The following is a 19,213-nucleotide window of genomic DNA, read 5'->3' on the forward strand; positions in this document are numbered from 1 at the left end:
GCAGCGTTAAGCTTATTGTAATATCTTAATCTTTACCTTTCTGACTCCCCAGCGGAAAGCCTCCGCCTTTGTTGGGAAAAAAACATCAATCTTGTGTCCCTTTATAGCGCCGCCAGTATCAGCAGCTACAGCATAGCCATAGCCCTCCACATAAACCTTCGTACCGAGCGGAATAACTCGCGGGTCCACTGCAATTATTTTTGCTCCCGGGTTTGCACGCAGATCAAATCCCGTAGCCGTTCTTCCTGAACAGCCGTTACAATAGGCAGTATAGGCAGTAGTATTGACATAAAACTCAGTTCCAGTTTCTGCTCCACGGGAAACTTGAATATCTAATTCCTTCGTTCCGACAGCCACAACTTTATCGAGTTTTTCTCTAAGTTTCTGCTCACCAATTATTTTTCTTGAGACTTCTTTACCGTTTTCCAAGATGACTTCATATTCTTTCGAAACAATTCCCTGTTTACCTTCTGTAACAGTTACTTGTTTTCCCTTTTCTAAGCCCTCATCCTTCTTGGTGATTACGGCAAATTGAATTGGTTCTTCCACTACATCGGTGACTTTTTCTACGCGAATAACGTTAATAACGCCATCCTTTTGCAATGTCTCTGATAATGACGGTTCAACTCGGTCAAATTCATTAAGTTTAATACCCTGTTGTGTTAAAAAGTCAGCGACCGTAGCCGAAGTGGACCATACTTGTTGCTGTTTCCCGCCGTCAACTAGTGTTAGATGAAGAGCAAATTTAATGCGAATATCCATCTTACTTTTGACTGTTTCCTGCGGTTTTGGTGTAATTTCATCCTGTTCGTTCAATACAATTTGTTGCTCTTTTAGTAGCTCAGCGACTGTACCTGCTGTTGTCCATATCGTTTTTTTCTCGTTGTCTTGGACAATTTGAACCTGTTTTGCTTGTTTCCAGACAATTTTTTGATTGTCTTGGACCTTCGTATCGGCTGAAGGTGACAAGTAGTCTTTTGAGTTGAGTGGTATATCCAGTTGAGTAAATACTTCCTTAACTGTATTGGCATGCGTCTTTATTACTTTTTGCTGTCCGTTAAGAGTCAGTGCAACGGTATACTTAGATCCTTCATAGTATGAAAAACCAAGAAGTGCTGCTAAAACTACAAAACTAGCAAAAGTGATCGCCAACCTTTTACTACTCGAAGACTTGGAAAACAGGTTTTTCATGTTTTTGAATACGATGAAAAACGCCTCCTTCTCTCGGAGAGATTATTGAGAAACATGCTGTCGGCTGTCAACCCTTGCATATGTTGTGAACGTATTTCCTATTATGCATATAGTTGGGAAATTTGCAAAGGAAAACTTCTCGACACGGTTATCCTATGAGAAAAAGAAGGCGTGTAGAACTTTAAGTTATAGTAAAAAATTCGGACAAGCTTCTATTTACTTCGACAAGGTTGTCTATCAGTTTATGTCGAATATTTTTTTTGCATTGGCAGTGGTTATGTTTGCAACTTCCTCAAAGGATAATCCTTTGATTTCGGCAATTTGTTCCGCAACTAACTTTACGTATCCGGGTTCATTACGTTTTCCGCGATAAGGATGAGGTGCTAGATACGGACAGTCGGTTTCTATCAGCAGTTTTTCTATCGGAACAACCGCTGCCACTTCCTTGGGTTTCTTGGCATTTTTAAACGTAACAGGACCGCCTAGTGAAATATAAAAATTCATTTTTAGACATTCTACCGCAACCTCAGGACTCCCACTAAAACAATGCATAATTCCTCCAACCTCAGCTGCACCCTCTTCTTGTAAAATTTCTACGATATCAGCTGTTGCTTCTCGGTTATGAATCACAATTGGAAGTTTTACCTTTTTGGCCAACTGAATTTGCCTCCGAAATACCTCCTTTTGGATATCCTTTGGAGATTTATCCCAATGGTAATCTAGTCCCATTTCTCCGATTGCGACTACTTTTGGATGTCCAGCTAGTTCTTCGATCCAAATCAAATCCTCATCTGTCATATCAATAGCATCAACCGGATGCCAGCCTATACAGGCATAGATAAACTCGTATTTTTCAGTAAGCTCCATCGCTTTATTAATCGTCGGTCTATCAAAGCCTACACATACCATATGAGATACCCCTGCTTCCTGGGCCCTTTGAATAACTTCCTCGAGGTCGTCCTCATATTGTTCAGCATTTAAATGTACATGCGTATCAAATAACATAAATAAAACTCCTTTGTAGAATTACATTACTTATTATGTCGAACCAATAAAGAAAAAATGGAAATGCCACGAAATTTGTTTCACGTGGAACAATTCAAAGCGGAAGCGCCTTGCACAGGGGCGACAGGCATAAGGCGAGCCGGCGAGAAGGTTGTTCTTTAACCTTCTTGACGGATTGGCTTATGACCCGAGCCCCTAGGCGCTGCAGCTAGACATTTCTCAAATTAAAAGAGCCTATAAAGGCTCTTCTGAATGTTTATCTACTTTACCTTCGAACCGTTTGGTAAGGTTTGGTCAACGGTGGCAAGCGACAAGGCTCCATCCTTCGATCCCGCTAAGATCATTCCTTGTGATAATTCTCCACGTAGTTTCACCGGCTTAAGGTTTGTTATACAAATTACTTTTCTACCAACTAACTCCTCTGGTTTATAATACTGGGCAATGCCTGAGACCACTTGACGTTTTTCATAGCCTAAGTCCAACTGAAGTTTTAACAGCTTATCAGCTTTTTTAATATGTTCAGCCTGAACGACTTCTGCTACACGTAAATCTATTTTCATGAAATCATCTATTGCAATTTCAGCTATTTCTTCTGGCTTTTCTACTTGTTTTTCTTCTTGTTTCTCTTCAACGACTGGAGCTGAACCTCCCATTTTAGCACGGATAAATTCAACTTCCTCTGCAATTTCAAGACGCGGGAATAAAGGATTTCCTTTTAAAACCTTCGTACGTTTTGGAATAGCGCCGAAGCCAGTTAAACTATCCCATGTCTTAAGTTCCTCATGGTTAATGCCCAGTTGTTCAAACATACCATTCGGTGTCACTGTTAAGAATGGCTGCAGCAAAACTGCTGTTCTTCTTAATGTTTCAGCTAAGTGCACCATTACACTAGCCAGCTCATCCTTATTTTCTTCTGATTTTGCCAATGCCCATGGCTGTGTTTCATCAATATATTTATTGGTACGACTCACCAATTGCCATATGGATGTTAGCGCAACGGAAAATTCCATCTTCTCCATGGCCTCTTCATATTTAGCAACCGTTTCACGATTGACCTGAAGCAGCGCCGCATCAAATTCACCCGTTGAGCCAGAATAAGCAGGAATCACACCATCAAAGTATTTATCAATCATCGCTACTGTACGGTTTAACAGATTGCCTAGGTCATTTGCTAAATCGAAATTAATTCTTTCAACAAATCCCTCTGGTGTAAATACACCATCTGCCCCAAATGGCACTTCTCTTAATAAATAATATCGAAGCGCGTCAAGACCATAACGATCAATTAATGTAACAGGATCCACAACATTGCCTTTTGATTTAGACATTTTTCCATCTTTCATTAAAAGCCAGCCATGTGCAAAAACCTTTTTAGGAAGTGGAAGATCCAAAGCCATTAACATAATTGGCCAATAAATGGTGTGGAAACGAACAATTTCTTTCCCAACAAGATGAACATCTGCTGGCCAGTATTTCAAATATTTATTTTCATTATCTGTTCCATAGCCAAGCGCTGTAATGTAATTAGATAATGCGTCAATCCAAACATAAATGACGTGTTTTGGATCCCCAGGGACTTTTACTCCCCAATCAAAGGTTGTTCTTGAAACAGCTAAATCCTCTAAACCAGGTTTGATAAAGTTATTAATCATTTCATTTTTTCGTGATTCTGGCTGGATAAACTCCGGATTTTCTTCATAGTATTGTAACAGTCGATCGACATATTTACTCATTTTAAAAAAGTAGGATTCTTCTTTAACGATTTCTACACCTCTGCCGCAGTCAGGGCAATTTCCTTCCACTAATTGGCGATCAGTATAAAAAGATTCACACGGAGTACAATACCAGCCTTCATACTTGTCCAAGTAAATATCACCTTGTTCAAGCAGTCTAGCAAAAATCTTTTCGACAACTTGCTTATGTCTCTCTTCCGTTGTTCGGATAAAGTCGTCATAAGAGATATCAAGCTTTCTCCATAAATCTTTAATTCCATCCACAATTTCATCCACATACTGCTGTGGGGATATCCCTTTTTCCTCAGCTTTACGCTGAATTTTTTGCCCGTGCTCATCTGTTCCTGTTAAGTACATAACATCAAAGCCGCGCATCCTTTTATAGCGTGCCATTGCGTCTCCGGCTACAGTAGTATAAGCATGGCCAATATGTAAATTTCCGCTCGGATAATAAATCGGAGTGGTGAGATAAAAGGTTTTTTGTTTTTCTTGCATTTGATACCCTCCTAATAGTAAACACTCAACATTTCTATTAAAACATTATTACCTTTTTTCGTCCTTCTATATCATCAAAATATACCCAAAAATCAATAAATGTGCAATAAAGCCCAAACATATGCAATAGATTTATTTTATCATTTTTCCATCTCCCCCCAAAAAAATAAAACTGCTGTCGAAACTTATATAGAAGATTATTGTTGTTTTTTGTCGAATTTTACAAAGTAAATACGAATTTAATTTAATCACATAATAATGGTAAAAAACCTGTAAACTTGAATGATCATTCATTATACATTGATATATCAACAATTCTATGAATTGATAATATTTTCCATTATTTTTTACTTTAAAGTAATTGACGGAAAATGGAATCGCTGGTATTATAAGTTTATAAAAAATATGTCGAATAATGACGAATAAATAGAAATAGAAATTCATAGGTTTAATATGAGAGGAGCTATTAAAATGAAATCTACAGGTATTGTCCGTAAAGTTGATGAATTAGGTCGTGTAGTAATTCCTATCGAATTAAGAAGAACACTTGGTATTGCTGAAAAAGACGCACTCGAAATTTATGTTGATGACGAGCGCATTATCTTAAAGAAATACAAGCCTAATATGACTTGCCAAGTAACAGGTGAAGTTTCTGATGATAACTTAGCACTTGCTGGCGGAAAGTTAATCCTTAGCCGTGAAGGTGCAGAACAGTTAGTAAATGAAATCAAAAGCCAATTTGAATTGGTGAAATAATATAAATGAAGCTTCTCCTGCAGCGGGAGAAGCTTTTTTTAATGATTATTGGTCAATATGGTATGCTTGATATACCTCACGTTTGTTAATGCCGCGGTCCTTCGCTGTTTGTTTAATCGCCTCTTTAGAAGGAATCTCTTTTACACTTATGTAGTGATCTACATGTTCTTCAATCGACAGAGTTTCCCACCAGGAACTTTCTTCTTCCTTTAGTTTGCTTTCGTCGGCACCATCAATTATCAAGCAAAATTCACCGCGAATTTCATCCTGATGTGCCCATTCCACTACTTCAGATAAGTTTCCTCTTATAAATTCCTCAAATTTCTTAGTTAATTCACGACAAATCGCCGCCTTACGATCCCCTAGGATATCATACATACTCGTTAAGGTTTCTTTCAGTCGATGTGGCGATTCGTAGAAAATAAGTGTTCCTGTTTGTTTCTTTAAACTCTCTAACTCTGTTTTCTTTTCCTTTTTGCTTCGGTTTAAGAATCCATAGAAATAGAAAGGCTGACAGGTAAGCCCTGAGGCAATTAATGCTGGTAGGGCTGCATTAGCTCCTGGCAGGGGTACTACGGTTACCTTTTCACTTATTGCAGCCTCTACGAGCTCATATCCTGGGTCTGAAATTGCCGGCATACCAGCATCACTCACCAAAGCAATTTTCATGCCTTCTTTGATCTTATGAATAAGCTTCTCGCCACTTGATTCCTTATTATGCTCATGATAGCTGACAACTGGCGTTTGAATTTCAAAGTAATTACATAATTTCTTTGTATTTCTTGTATCCTCTGCTGCAATCAAATCTGCTTCCTTTAAAATCCGAACAGCACGAAAACTCATGTCCTCAAGGTTGCCAATTGGAGTTGGAACTAGATAAAGTATTCCCTTTTGTGCCTCATTTTCAAAGCTCTTTTGCTGCCACACATTCATCACCCATTTCATTATTCACCATATAAAATCTTCCTTATATCAGCTGTGTATTCCCCTTCTTCATTGTAAACAAATAAGGGAGGAAGTATTTTTAAATCCGGACTGCCATCTTTAATTGCTTCAATTAATAATGTATTTGCCTCTTTCCCTTGCTTCGGATAAACAAACTGAATGCGCTTAGGTTCAAGGCGATACTGCCGCATAAGCGAAATGATATCCATCAGCCTTCCTGGCCGATGGACAAATGCCACCTTTCCGCCTTGTCTCACCAGCTGACTTGAGGCCTTTACCGCATCTTCAAGAGTACATAGAATCTCATGACGAGCAATAGCCAGATGCTCATTCGGATTTATTTCCTCTTTTGAAGCTGTTGTAAAATAAGGTGGATTGCAGGTGACTACATCATATTTTCCATAGCCTAATTGTTTAGGCATTTCTTTTATATCTCCATGAATCATCTGCAGGCGTTCCTGAAGATGGTTATATTCAATACTTCTTACTGCCATGTCATAAAGACGCTCTTGTATCTCTACACCAGCAATATTCCCCTTTGTACGGGCACTTAAAAATAATGGAATCACACCATTTCCACTACAAAGATCAATGATATTCCCTTTTTGTATCGGGACATACACAAATCGAGCGAGTAAAACCGCATCTAACGAAAAAGCAAAAACTGAAGGACTTTGGATAATCCTTAGATTTTCGGCAAGCAAATAATCAAGCCGCTCATCACCCTTTAACAAAACCATAACTACACACCTCTAAATAATATGTAAAAAAATGAGGCTGACCTGTGTCAACCTCTTCATGTTATTTCTTATTAAGAAAGGAGAGACAAAATAAGCAATCGCCTTCCTTACGTAAACTTCCAAAATGAAGGTTACAAATATGAAATCCTTCTTGGTATAGACGAGCAAGATTATCATAGCCTTCTCCGATATCTAAAGTCCGGTCTCCGGCAGACACACGGGAGGTTGTCCCTTTTTTAACTTTCTCATCCTTTTTTTCTTTTTCCGTGGTTACATCTAAACGGCGTCTTAGATGTTCATTTTCTAGCTTTAAATAATGATTCTCTTCTAGTATTTCGGCTAAATGCTGCTTTAATTCCCCGAGTTGTTGGTAAAGATGGCCAATTTGTGTTTCCATATTACTTACTGATTCAAATATCTCTTTTTTATCCACGTCGCACACCTCTTAATCTGTGGATTGTATAGACAAGGCACCCTCTTTAATGATTTCGTCCAATGTATACTCCAGAACTCGATCCTGTTCCTTTATTTCCACCTGAAGTACCCGCTCTAATATATTTAATCCTACCACTTTTCCTCGACCTTGAGGAGTTTCAATCATCTCGCCCAAATCAGGCAGTTGTTCTTTAGCAGCTTCGTATTCATCATTTTCATATTTTAAACAGCACATAAGCCTACCGCATAAACCGGATATCTTAGTAGGATTCAATGAGAGATTTTGGTCTTTTGCCATCTTAATGGATACAGGGTCAAAATCACCTAAGAACGTGGAACAACACAGCATCCTTCCACATGGACCAATTCCTCCAAGCATTTTCGCTTCATCCCGAACACCGATTTGGCGTAATTCAATTCTTGTCCGAAAAATAGACGCTAAATCTTTTACTAACTCACGAAAATCTACTCTTCCGTCAGCAGTAAAATAGAAAATTATCTTATTTCGGTCAAATGTATATTCAACATCCACTAGCTTCATATCTAATTGGTGTCCATTTACTTTTTCATTACAAACATCATATGCTTCCTGGGCAGCTTGTTTATTTTCTTCAACGATCATTCGATCTTTGTGATCTGCAATTCTCACTACCTTTTTTAAGGGTAAAACAACGTCATGCTCTTCAACCTGTTTACGAGGAACAACGGCCCTTCCGTATTCTACACCGCGCACAGTTTCGACAATGACGAAGTCGTCCTTCTGAATTGAGAGGTCTCCAGGATCAAAATAATAGATTTTACCCGCTTTTTTAAAGCGTACTCCTACAACATCATACAAATGAAGATCCCTCCTGCAAATTCAACACAAGCTCTTCCATCATTAGCTGCGGATTCATATTAGCCGCAAGCTTCCTTTTTGCCTCGAGAATAGCCGACATTTGATCCGATAACCGCCGTCCGGATGTTTCAAGAGCATACTGTCTCAACCGGTCACTTTCAGCTTTAAAGACGATTTGCTCCTGTTTATCTAATTGTATATATAATAAATCCTTAAAAATAAGAAGTAAAAGATCTAAACCACGATTAATCTGTTCTTTCTCTCTAAAGTGTGAAAACCATTCCCCTTGAAGAGTTACCATAGCTTCTAAAGGATTTTTTCTCAACACCTCATATAATTTTACCACTATCTTTTGAGCTTGTGCAAACCAATCATCACCATTTAACTCATACGCCTCGTCCAGGCTATTTGTCAACTGAGCTAATAATGGTGCTTTCATTGGATTAACGCCATTTTCAGTTAATTGTTGAATCATCGCATGCAGAGGTAATGGTTTAAATGATAATATTTGGCAGCGCGAAAGAATGGTCGGTAATAGCTGTTGCGGCTGCTCTGATAAAAGAAAGGCTGTAGTTTGTGAGTTTGGTTCCTCAAGAAACTTAAGCAAACTATTTGCCGCACTAACACTCATTTTATCAGCGTCACTAATCATATAAACCTTTCTTTGTGATTCCACACCTTTTTTTGAGAACTCCTCTTGGAGATCTTGAATTTGTTGTTTCTTAATCGATAACCCATCAGGCTCAACCTTATGAACATCTGGGTGATTACCGCTGTTGATACGGCGGCAATTATGACAGGCTTCACATGGTTTATAGCCTTCTATTAAAGAATCACAAAATAAAGCTTTTGTAATTAATAAGGCAATTTCCTTTTTTCCAGTCCCTCTGATTCCCTCAAATAAATAGGCGTGGGCGACACGATTCTTCAACAAACTGTTCTTTAACATTTTTAGCACGGCCGGCTGAAGATCTTCTAGTTGGTCCCATGTTTTCACCACGTTCATCACCCACTTACTTTTATTATTGATTGGCTGTGTTACTTTTTTTGCCCGTTGATAACCAATCTAATCAACATTTTAGCTTTAACACAGCCATAGATTTAAAAATGCATAAATTGTTCGATTGGAAGTACAAAGACAGTAGCACCGCCGACCTCAACTTCAACTGGATAAGGTACAAAAGAGTCCGCATTTCCTCCCATAGGAGAAACGGGTGCCACTAATTGATCCCTTGATTTACAGTTATCTTTTATGATTTGCAAGGCACGATCTACACGAATATCTTCTGTTCCAATCATAAAGGTGGTGTTGCCAGATTTCAAAAAGCCGCCTGTAGTTGCCAGCTTTGTCGCTCTAAAATTATTATCAACCAATGCTTTTGATAATCGATTGCTATCCTGGTCCTGAACAACAGCGATGATAAGTTTCATCTCTACCAACCCCTTCGTCAACATTCATTTATCTTTCCTATATTATAACAGGTATTTGTCCCTGTTACATTGATATTCGACATAGGTTGTTTTGGAAAGTTGTCTGAAATTTTATTCTGGGCGGTCGAAGTAACTTGCCTAATTGCTGTAATGGCAGTCGTATTGGCATCGTTATTGGTAAATCCTCATGGAAACCAGCAAAAGTAAAACAGGCGGAGATATTCCGGTTAAATGCAGAATGAGGCTCTTTTCGGGGTATATAAGCAGAGGGTTTCCGCTTAATCAAAGAAAACTCTCCTATTTTTGTATTTTTTTGGTCAATAGGCGGAATCTCTCCGACTATTTAAGCCTTTTTTAATACAAATTCTAAAATATGCGGAATTTCTCCGACTATTTATCAGCTGAGGTGCTTAACCTGGTCCTCCAACCGGCTTGATAAATAAAGAAAAAGACGTATGCCAATTCATACGTCAATTCTTGTGTTCTTTTATAAGAATGCAACCCCCAAAAAAGAACCTCACACTATTTTCAGTCAGCTTTATTCATCATTAACCTTTTACAGACCCTGCTGCAATTCCTTCAACAATACGATCACTTAAAATAAAGTAAGCGATCAATACTGGGATAATACTAATCATCAATGTGGCACCAATTGCTCCCCAATCGGTCAAATACTGTCCTACAAAGTTGTTTACCCCGACAGTAATGGTTTTCCATTTGTCAGAGCTCAAGAATGTGTTAACAAAAACGAATTCGTTCCAGTTATAGATCATGTTGATAATAACAGTGGTGGAAAGTACCGGTACTGTCATTGGAAGTGTGATTTGGAAGAATATCCGGTGGACGGAACAGCCATCAACCACCGCCGCTTCTTCAATCTCCCTTGGAATGGTTTTATAAAATCCTGATAGAATCATAATCGTGATGGGTAAATTAAATGCGACATACGATAAGATAACAGACATTGGATTATCAATCATATTTGCCGTTTTAAAGAAATTGAACAATGGAATTAAAGTTGAATGAAGCGGAATCATATATCCGGCCATAAATAAACCAAGAACTAATCCACTTAACTTCCATTCCATTCTTGTAATCGCAAACGTTACAAAGCTGGCAAGGATAACCGTCAGCACAACAGCTGAAACCGTGTACAAGACACTGTTAAAAAAGTAAACATCGATGTGACCTGTTGTCCAAGCCTTCGCATAGTTTCCCCACTGTGGGTCTTGTGGAAGGGCAAATGGAGACATGCCGAAAACTTCTTGATTCGTTTTTAAAGAAAACATAGCTAACCATATTAACGGATAAACCTGAACTACTGCAATAATCCCAAGAACAGCATATAATATTCCGTATCCAATTCTGTTTCCTAGAGTTTTACTAGATTTATAAGAAGCTGGAGCAGATAGGGTCGTTTTACGTGTTTCAACTGCAACCTTACTCATCCTTTTCACTCCCCTTTTTTAATAGTCAACATCTTTTGTATTGAGTAATTTTTGAATGATCCATGTTGCTACAATACAAATGATCAATAAGCCGAATCCGATGGCACTGCCGTAACCAAAGTTATATTTGCTGAATGCTTCTTTATACATGTAAGAGGCCATAACCTCAGATGCGCCGTTAGGTCCACCGCCTGTTAAGACGAAAATCAAGTCAAAGTATTTTAATGAACCGACAATTGCCAGAATGACCATGACTTTGATGACACCTGCAATGAGGGGAACCTTGATTTTATACGAAATCTGAATGGGAGTGGCACCGTCAATTTTAGCCGCTTCAATCAGTTCTTCTGGAACATTTTTTAATGCTGCATAGAAAATGATGATGTAGAAGCCTGCATATTGCCAAACGATTGGAAAGAACAGGGCATATAATACGATATTCGAATCCGCTAACCATAGCGGAGGATTGTCAACGCCAACCAACACTAGCAATCTGTTAAGCATTCCGTTCGATGGATCGAAAATTTTCGCCCACAGCTGTCCAATCGCTACAGAAGATAATAACATCGGGATTAAGTAGATCTTTCTTAAAAAGTTAGCTCCCTTAATCTTACTTGCTAAAATTAAGGATAAAATTAAATATCCAACCAAGCTCAAAGTGGAAAAAAGACCGAGTAATAGGGAATGCCATGCACTTTGCCAAAATTTTGTGTCCTTTAGTAATTCAATGTAATTCTCTAAACCGATGAACTTCATTTTGCCGATGCCGTTCCAGTCCATTAACCCGTAATAACCTGTCAGGACAATTGGAATATAGATTAATAGAAGAATAAGTAGTAACGATGGAAGTACGTAGAGGCTGATTACCCATTTGTTAGACATTACACTTTTCATTTCATATACTCCCTTCTTTTTCGAAAAACGGTTAAAAGGAAGAGGGCATATCCTGTATGCCCTCTACACTAAGATTTAATTAGGCCGTTTACTTTTTCTCTGCCGCAAGTTCATCTGCATGTTGTTTTACGAAATCTTTCGGTGTTACCTGTTTGCCGAATAGAGCCGTTACTAAATCATGGTGTAATTCAGATACTGCCGGGCTGGATTGAGTGTCAAAGTAAGTAGTAACGTTTGACGCTTCACCCAAATCCTTTAAGATTTCAATGTACATTGGAGCAAGATCAAGGCTCGCTGTGTCCACTTTTGTTGCTGGAATTACGCCAGCATCAACAACTGATTTTTCTCCCCATCTCTTCACAAGATAGCCAACGAAATCTTTTGCCTCTTTTTGAACCTTAGAATCTTTTGCTACGAATAAACCAACACCAGGTCCACCAACATAGCTGTTAATTTCTGTTCCTTTTCCGCCTTCATAAGTCGGGAATTTGAAATAGCCGATTTTATCTTTGAATTCTTGTGTTACATCTGGGCTTGTTGTGTAGTTTGGTAATTCCCATGTTGCCGTTAAGAACATAGCTGCTTGTTCGTTCATGAAGTAACCTTTTGCATCGTCGTTAGATAATGCACTTGCACCTTTAACGAATCCGCCCATGTCCACTAAGTTTTGAATTTCTTCAGCCGCTTTTACAATCGCGGGATCGTCCATTTTTGCTTTGCCTTTAATAACATCTGTTAGGATTGTAGAACCGCCGATACGATCAGCAAGGTACATGAACCAGAATGATGCTGGCCAGCCGTCTTTCGCACCTACAGTTGCAGGAACAACGCCATTGTCAGCTAATGTTTTTACCACCTTTTTATACTCTGAGAAAGTCTTTGGAGCTTCAAGACCGTATTTTTCAAAAATTTCTTTGTTGTAGAATACGTAAGAAATATTTAACTCAAGTGGAAGACCATATGTCTTGCCATCTACTGCGTAAGATTCTTTTACACCAGGGATGAAAGCGTCTTTAAGATCTGGATTGTTTTCAACGACATCGTCAAGTGGAGCTAACATGTCACCTTCAACGTATGGCTGAATGAAACCATCTGACCAAGTCATTCCGATATCAGGAAGTTCGTTAGAAGAAGCTAATACTTTTAGCTTTTCACGGTATTGATCTGGGTTTAAGATTTCAGTTTCGATTTTTATATCTTTATGCTCTTTCTCATACTCAGTAATAACATCTTTAACAATGGTGAACTGAGCATTCGAGCTGCCTTCCGGCCACAAATGCATAAATTTAATAACCTTTTTACCATCTGCACTACTTTCTTCTGAAGCACTTGAAGAAGAACAACCTGCAAGTACTAGTGAGAGCAGCATGAGGACTGACATGAAGATTGCAACTGTTTTTTTATTCAACAATGTTGATTCCCCCTATGACCTTTTCTATGATTTCGCTTACATTTATATCTTACATTCAGAGAGTTCTGAAAAATAGGTCACAACGATTAGGAAAAATACTACTATTTTTGGAAAGCCCTTTCATTATTACTTTTTCGGTAAGCACTTGGGGTGAGTCCTTCTAATTCTTTAAAGATTTTTATAAAATACTTAGCCGTTTTATAGCCGGATTCTTCAGCAATATCGTTAATAGGAAGATTTGTCGTTATCAACAGTTCCTTTGCCCGCTGTATTCTCCTGCGGGTTACATATTCACTAAAAGTTAGCTTTACATGTTCTTTAAAAAGTGAACTTAGATAGCTTGGATTTAAATGGACGTGGTCAGCCACTTCCTTCTGGGTTAACTCATTTTTTAGATTATTGTTGATATAGTCAACGGCTGCTCTGATTGGTTCACGATTCGATGGATTTTGAGTGTTTGCTTCAACTAGTTTCGTATCCACTACTTTTTCTATTAAGCCGGCACGTTCTTTTTTCTCAACCTCTTTAAGTGCTTCTTCTATCGACTCTATCAATGCCTTTTTGCTAATTGGTTTTAGGAGGTAATTGATAACCCCTAAACGGAGGGCCTCCTGAGCATACTCAAACTCAGAGTACGCAGATATCACTATGATGACAGGAAAAATATGAAGTTCTTTTGCCATTTTTAATAATTCTAATCCGGTTATTTCAGGCATCCGAATGTCAGTGATGAGGATATGAACTTTATATTGCTTCAACAATTGGATGGCCTCTTGTCCATTAGAAGCAGCGATAATTTGATAATCTCCATTCGCCCATGCATCTAAGTTTTTTTTCAACCCTTGGCGGGTTCTCGGTTCATCATCCACGACTAAGATCGTCTTTATATTCAACATGGTTTTCCTCCCCTTTCATAGGCACGACAAAAGAAACCTTTGTCCCCCTATTTTCTTCACTTTTAATGTCCAAACCACTTTTCTGATAATATAATTCCAGGCGTTTGTGTACATTCGAGATGGCCATTCCATTTCCACCCTTTGAGATAACACCGCCTGATTGTATCGCCTGTTTAATAGAATCTAATTTTTCTTGATTCATTCCTGGGCCATCGTCTTCAACAACTATTTCAAGGGAATCCTCGTCCTTTGCAGGTTGGATTCTAACCGAAATTGTACACGGCTTTAATGTATTCCCCGCCCCATGCAGTACAGCATTTTCGACTAATGGCTGAATCAACAGTTTAGGAATTCTAACCTGCCCTAATTCACATGGCATATCTAGATTCCACTTCAAGTGATCGCCGAAGCGCATTTTCATAATTTCCATATAGTCTTCAATGTGTTTGATTTCGGCCTTAATGGAAACCCAATCTCCATCGTCTTGCTTGGTGATTGTATAACGGAATAAGTTCGACATTGCCACGACAAGCTCCGCCAAATCATCCTCATCCTTATCTTCCAGCGACCATTTAAGCGCATCCAACGTATTAAATAGAAAATGAGGATTAATTTGTGCTTGTAATGCTTTTAATTCGCTTCGACTGCGGGTTATTTCCTTTTCGTAGACCATTTTAATCAGATGGTTCGTTTCTTTTACCAGTTGATTATAGGTACTATTTAACTCATTGATTTCATTAACAGCGGTAACACTAGGGTTCAATGTTAACGAGCCTGCACTTGCCTGCTGCATCGTTTTTGTCAATTTGACAATCGGTCTTGTTATAAAAGTCGATAGGACGAGTGTACTGATTAAAAAGATAATAAATCCGATAATACCAGCAATGATAATCCCCGACCGCAAAACCGTGATTCCTTCTGTAAGTGCCTTTACAGGGGTTAAGATTACCAATGTCCAATCAGTTTCATGTGACGTTTGTTTCGTCACCATATACTCCTCATTATCCAATGTAATCGTGGGAGCATCATTTTTTATAATCGGTTCAAGCGATCCATTGAAGTTTGATAAAAGCGGCTTAACATCTTGATCTAATAAAATCGAATATTGATTTTTAATATTGGTTGCATCTTGATCGGCAAACTGCAGATAGCCCCTGTAAATACTGATGAGCAAATATCCGCCATCCTCAAAGCCTCGGTTGATTAAATTAACGCGTCTTAGCGCAAGGATATTATCTGAATTACTCGGGTCATCACCGATCCAAACTAGTCTTCCATTTGCTTTATCAGCCTGCTTGATCCACTTTCCATCCAGTCTAGTAACTAAGTTCGTATCGTCTATAGGAACTAACCGATTCATCGTATCGGTATAAAGCTCAAAAGAAAAAATTCCATTCGTAGTCGCCTGCATTGTGGTGACAATTCCCTCTAATTGCTGCCGTTCCGCAAAACTAATCGTCTCTCCTTGATTGGCTTTTGTTAAAGTCCTTTGAATTGCGTCATTCGTCATGACTAGTTTTGATGAGGTGCTAATTTGTTTATATAAGGATTCTAATCTTCCATTTGCCTCTACTGCGGTCTGATGAATTTGTTTTTCAGCATTATTTTTCAAGAGTGTTGATACTCTATTAAAAGTGATTAAGCTGACAATAGATAGAACAATCAGCATAACCACTAAAAATACCACTAGTATTTGATTTCGTAAGGAGTTCCATTTGTGTAATCTTGAGAACATAAGATCGCCCTTCTCAGATAGTTTTTTTCTACTATAACGCATTTGGTCGAATTCCGTAATATTATTTTAAAATATCAAAAAAATGTAAATTTTAAAAGTTAACCATGTTCAATATGTGAATAGTGTTCTATAATGTATATAAAAGGTAAGTATCATCATAAGGGGAATGATTATGAATAAGCTATCAATGAATGGTCTCTATGCTCTTACCGAGTGGATCACTAGGTTTGCCTATGTAAATATATTATGGATTGGCTTCTCGCTCCTTGGCCTCGTGTTCTTTGGAATTAGCCCTGCAACCGTAGCAATGTTCACAATTATTCGAAAATGGATCATGGGTGAAAGTGATATCCCCGTATTCAAAACTTTTTGGCATACCTATAAGAAAGAGTTTCTAAGAGGTAATGGAGTAGGCATCGTTATAGCCTTACTTGCTTATATTATTTTTATTGATTTGAACTATATAAAACTCGATACAATGATTCAAATTCCTTTATACCTTATTATTTTTGCGATCATCATGACGCTTTTGTATATATTTCCTGTTTACGTGCACTACAACGTTACTTTCCTTCAGCTGTTTAAGAACTCATTCTTTATTATGATGGTGAATCCAGTCTCAAGTATCATGATGTTGATAGGGTTTGTGGCTCTATTCTTTGTTATGAGATTTTTACCTGCACTATCAATCTTCTTCGGCGGAAGCCTCTCGGCAGGGATTATCATGTCATCCTGCTATCTAGCCTTTCAAAAAATAGAAAAAAAACGACAAAAAGCGGAAGCGGCTTGACCAGCCCCGACAGGCAAATAATCTTCGGCAAAAAAAGTCTGCCTTTTGACTTTTATTGCCGAAGATTATTTGACCCCGAGGGGCTAGCCGCTGGAGCTAGATTAAAAAAGGAAGCACAAACACTATAGTTGTGCTTCCTCTTTTTTATACCAAGGCTAAAAGTTCACTGACCGTTACAAGCTGGTAGCCTTGCGATGTTAATTCGGAAACTAGCATTCGAACAGCTTCTATGGTTTGTGAGCGGTCACCGTAACCATCATGAAAAATGAGAATACTGCCATTTTTCACAGCCTCTCTTGATTTTCCTAAGATATGTTCAACTCCAGGCAGCTCCCAGTCCTGCGCCTCGAAATTTAGTGCACCAATCATGGGGTATCCCTTGTTCTGGAGTATAGTTAAAGTTTCATGGTTATAATCGAGAAATGGAGGACGAAAAATAACCGGTTTTTGTGCCGTTAGTTCCTCTATTAATTTCTCTGTTTGTTCAATTTCTGCTAAACATTCTGCCTTGTTCAACTGTGAAAGTTTCGGGTGAGTAAATGTGTGATTACCGACTTCGTGACCTGCCGCAGCAACCTCCTTTACAATCTCTGGATGACTTCGCATCTGTTCACCAATCATAAAGAAAGTAGCTTTTCCCTTTGCTTTAGAAAAAATCTCTAATACTTGTGGAGTGTAGACAGCATTTGGCCCATCATCAAATGTAATGGCAACGGCCCTTTGCGATGTAGGAATTTCATTAATCATTGTGACCACTCCCTTAATAAGGACCTCTTACAAAATCCCTTACTTTTTCCTGATAAAATCGTTGAATCTCTTTCTGTTCTTCCACTGAGAATGGCTTCGTTTCCAGAGCAGAGAGATTGTCCTCTACCTGTTTTACATTTTTAAATCCAGGAATAATGCAAGTAATTTCTTTATGATCTAGAATCCAGCGCAGCGCTGCACTAGCCATTGATTTCCGGCCTTCTGCAATCCACTTTAACTCGTCCGCTAGTTCCACACCTTTACGGAATCCAAGACCGGCAAAAGTCTCCCCTACATTAAAGGCCTCTCCATTTTCATTAAAGCGGCGATGGTCATCGGCTTCAAAAACATGGCCGGTGGTAAATTTACCCGTTAACAGTCCACTCGCCAAAGGTAACCGAACAAGCAGACCCACTCCTTTTTGGTAAGCCTCTGGTATTAGATTTTCCAATGGCTTCTGACGGAACATATTGAATATAATCTGCAAGCTCTTAACATTGGGATTGTCCAAACAAATGAGTCCCTCTTCAACTGTTTCCACACTGACACCGTAGTGACGAATTTTTCCTTCCTTCTTCAGACGGTCAAGTACATCGAAGACACTTCCATCTTTCAAGATCTCTGTTGCAGGACAGTGTATTTGGTACAAATCAATGGCTTCCCTATTTAAACGGCGAAGGCTGTCTTCAGCATAGCGGCTAACCGTTTCATAGCTATAATTTTGAGGGTCAAAAATGTCACCTTGACGGCAGAACTTGGTTGCGATATGTATCTCGTCTTCCTTGCCCTTTGTCGCCTTCGCTAATAATTCTTCACTATGACCGTCCCCATAAACATCTGCCGTATCAAAAAAGTTAACGCCCTGGTCAATTGCATATTCTAAGGATTTCAGGGCCTCTGTATCACTCGTACTGCCCCATGCACCGCCTATTGCCCATGTTCCAAAGCTTACCTCACTAATCATGATTCCTGTATTGCCTAGCTCACGATAATTCATATTCATAACTCCTTTATCTACTTTTTATTAGGAAACCAAATTACGAGCGGTTCCAGTTAAAATTAATTACTTTTAAGAAGGCGCGGGCAAGTACCATATGACCCGCTGTTGAAGGGTGAACACGATCCCAAGCTATTGTCGCTGGATATAGGTCTTTTAATAAATGATTAAAAGCTGATTGTGTATCAACAAATAAACAATTTGTTTCTTCTGCTATTTTTTTGACGACCTTGCCGTACTGATCCATTGTCCTGCGCATTTGATCCTGTTCATTACTCTCCAAATAAAATGGAGTCATTAAAACGATTTCCTTCACGAACGGCTTTGATTCTGCCACGAGTTCCCTAAGCGTATTTTCGTATTCATCCATGTACACATGATACTCCTTAATAAAAGGAGTATCATATTGACGCCATACATCATTAATTCCAATCATAATGGATAACCACTCTGGCTTTTGTGCGATGACATCTTCCTGCCACCTATTTTTTAAATCACGAACGGTGTTGCCGCTAATCCCCTTATTTACTACTCGTATTCCTAGTTCTGGGTATACCGCTTGGAGGAGCCCATCAACAAAGGATACATATCCTTTACCCAGGGCAGCAAATAACCCTTCACCTTCTGGTTTTGCTCGTTCACAATCTGTTACAGAATCACCGATAAATAGAAGCTTTTGACCTTGGTCTAGTTTCATCTCATTCCCTCCCTATAAGCAGTCTTCCG

The 19,213-nt window shown here is 38.8% G+C and carries 19 protein-coding genes; 2 read left to right on the top strand and 17 right to left on the bottom strand.

What is annotated here, in order from left to right; genetic code table 11:
* Positions 1–12: 12 nt before the first annotated feature.
* The 3 genes from ACN6MT_RS03850 to metG all read right to left on the bottom strand — a co-directional run bounded on the left by ACN6MT_RS03850 (position 13) and on the right by metG (position 4,424).
* Positions 13–1,191, bottom strand: a complete 1,179-nt coding sequence (locus tag ACN6MT_RS03850) for a G5 and 3D domain-containing protein (protein WP_063254896.1) — start codon at positions 1,189–1,191, stop codon at positions 13–15.
* Between the two features lie 237 nt (positions 1,192–1,428).
* Complete coding sequence (locus tag ACN6MT_RS03855) at positions 1,429–2,196, bottom strand: TatD family hydrolase (RefSeq protein ID WP_419954828.1); 768 nt, start codon at positions 2,194–2,196, stop codon at positions 1,429–1,431.
* A gap of 260 nt (positions 2,197–2,456) precedes the next feature.
* Positions 2,457–4,424, bottom strand: coding sequence for a methionine--tRNA ligase (metG, locus tag ACN6MT_RS03860; protein ID WP_419954829.1), 1,968 nt, complete (start codon positions 4,422–4,424; stop codon positions 2,457–2,459).
* Between the two features lie 465 nt (positions 4,425–4,889).
* Here metG and ACN6MT_RS03865 point away from each other — a divergent pair, with 465 nt between their 5' ends.
* Complete coding sequence (locus ACN6MT_RS03865; RefSeq protein ID WP_174524443.1) at positions 4,890–5,180, top strand: AbrB/MazE/SpoVT family DNA-binding domain-containing protein; 291 nt, start codon at positions 4,890–4,892, stop codon at positions 5,178–5,180.
* 45 nt (positions 5,181–5,225) lie between these two features.
* Here ACN6MT_RS03865 and rsmI read toward each other — a convergent pair whose 3' ends face one another.
* From rsmI to ACN6MT_RS03920, 11 genes are all read right to left on the bottom strand, one after another.
* Positions 5,226–6,107: a 16S rRNA (cytidine(1402)-2'-O)-methyltransferase gene (gene rsmI / locus ACN6MT_RS03870; protein ID WP_419954830.1), complete on the bottom strand. Its 882-nt coding sequence runs from the start codon at positions 6,105–6,107 to the stop codon at positions 5,226–5,228.
* Between the two features lie 17 nt (positions 6,108–6,124).
* A complete protein-coding gene (locus ACN6MT_RS03875; protein WP_063254899.1) occupies positions 6,125–6,865 on the bottom strand; it encodes a tRNA1(Val) (adenine(37)-N6)-methyltransferase in 741 nt (246 codons plus the stop codon).
* 61 nt (positions 6,866–6,926) lie between these two features.
* Positions 6,927–7,298 carry a DNA replication initiation control protein YabA gene (gene yabA, locus ACN6MT_RS03880; protein WP_063254900.1) on the bottom strand — a complete coding sequence of 124 codons (372 nt, stop codon included), beginning with the start codon at positions 7,296–7,298 and terminating at the stop codon, positions 6,927–6,929.
* Positions 7,299–7,310: 12 nt separating this feature from the next.
* The gene (locus ACN6MT_RS03885; protein ID WP_419954831.1) at positions 7,311–8,138 is read right to left on the bottom strand and encodes a PSP1 domain-containing protein; all 828 of its coding nucleotides are present in this window, start codon (positions 8,136–8,138) and stop codon (positions 7,311–7,313) included.
* Positions 8,131–9,138 carry a DNA polymerase III subunit delta' gene (gene holB, locus ACN6MT_RS03890; RefSeq protein WP_419954832.1) on the bottom strand — a complete coding sequence of 336 codons (1,008 nt, stop codon included), beginning with the start codon at positions 9,136–9,138 and terminating at the stop codon, positions 8,131–8,133. The genes ACN6MT_RS03885 and holB overlap by 8 nt, the downstream gene beginning before the upstream one ends.
* A 101-nt stretch (positions 9,139–9,239) precedes the next feature.
* Positions 9,240–9,569 carry a cyclic-di-AMP receptor gene (locus ACN6MT_RS03895; RefSeq protein ID WP_063254903.1) on the bottom strand — a complete coding sequence of 110 codons (330 nt, stop codon included), beginning with the start codon at positions 9,567–9,569 and terminating at the stop codon, positions 9,240–9,242.
* 548 nt (positions 9,570–10,117) lie between these two features.
* Positions 10,118–11,017 carry a carbohydrate ABC transporter permease gene (locus ACN6MT_RS03900; protein WP_034675514.1) on the bottom strand — a complete coding sequence of 300 codons (900 nt, stop codon included), beginning with the start codon at positions 11,015–11,017 and terminating at the stop codon, positions 10,118–10,120.
* A gap of 18 nt (positions 11,018–11,035) precedes the next feature.
* Positions 11,036–11,911, bottom strand: a complete 876-nt coding sequence (locus tag ACN6MT_RS03905; protein ID WP_034675517.1) for a carbohydrate ABC transporter permease — start codon at positions 11,909–11,911, stop codon at positions 11,036–11,038.
* 88 nt (positions 11,912–11,999) lie between these two features.
* Positions 12,000–13,319 (bottom strand): extracellular solute-binding protein, encoded by a 1,320-nt coding sequence (locus ACN6MT_RS03910; protein WP_419956373.1) that lies wholly within the window; start codon positions 13,317–13,319, stop codon positions 12,000–12,002.
* Positions 13,320–13,423: 104 nt separating this feature from the next.
* Positions 13,424–14,218, bottom strand: a complete 795-nt coding sequence (locus ACN6MT_RS03915) for a response regulator transcription factor (protein ID WP_419954833.1) — start codon at positions 14,216–14,218, stop codon at positions 13,424–13,426.
* The gene (locus tag ACN6MT_RS03920; protein WP_419954834.1) at positions 14,184–15,953 is read right to left on the bottom strand and encodes a sensor histidine kinase; all 1,770 of its coding nucleotides are present in this window, start codon (positions 15,951–15,953) and stop codon (positions 14,184–14,186) included. The genes ACN6MT_RS03915 and ACN6MT_RS03920 overlap by 35 nt, the downstream gene beginning before the upstream one ends.
* A gap of 172 nt (positions 15,954–16,125) precedes the next feature.
* Here ACN6MT_RS03920 and ACN6MT_RS03925 point away from each other — a divergent pair, with 172 nt between their 5' ends.
* On the top strand, positions 16,126–16,743 hold the full coding sequence (locus ACN6MT_RS03925; RefSeq protein ID WP_419954835.1) for a YesL family protein: 618 nt from the start codon (positions 16,126–16,128) through the stop codon (positions 16,741–16,743).
* Between the two features lie 144 nt (positions 16,744–16,887).
* On the opposite strand, the gene ACN6MT_RS03930 is transcribed toward ACN6MT_RS03925, so the two are convergent.
* The 3 genes from ACN6MT_RS03930 to ACN6MT_RS03940 are packed head-to-tail and all read right to left on the bottom strand — an operon-like array spanning position 16,888 to position 19,184.
* A complete protein-coding gene (locus ACN6MT_RS03930; RefSeq protein WP_034675533.1) occupies positions 16,888–17,490 on the bottom strand; it encodes a polysaccharide deacetylase family protein in 603 nt (200 codons plus the stop codon).
* A gap of 13 nt (positions 17,491–17,503) precedes the next feature.
* Complete coding sequence (locus tag ACN6MT_RS03935; protein ID WP_419954836.1) at positions 17,504–18,487, bottom strand: aldo/keto reductase; 984 nt, start codon at positions 18,485–18,487, stop codon at positions 17,504–17,506.
* A gap of 40 nt (positions 18,488–18,527) precedes the next feature.
* Positions 18,528–19,184: an SGNH/GDSL hydrolase family protein gene (locus ACN6MT_RS03940; protein WP_419954837.1), complete on the bottom strand. Its 657-nt coding sequence runs from the start codon at positions 19,182–19,184 to the stop codon at positions 18,528–18,530.
* Positions 19,185–19,213: the final 29 nt, after the last annotated feature.

Origin of the sequence: Neobacillus niacini (assembly GCF_048572935.1) — a bacterium.
Taxonomy (GTDB): Bacteria; Bacillota; Bacilli; order Bacillales; family Cytobacillaceae; genus Neobacillus; species Neobacillus niacini.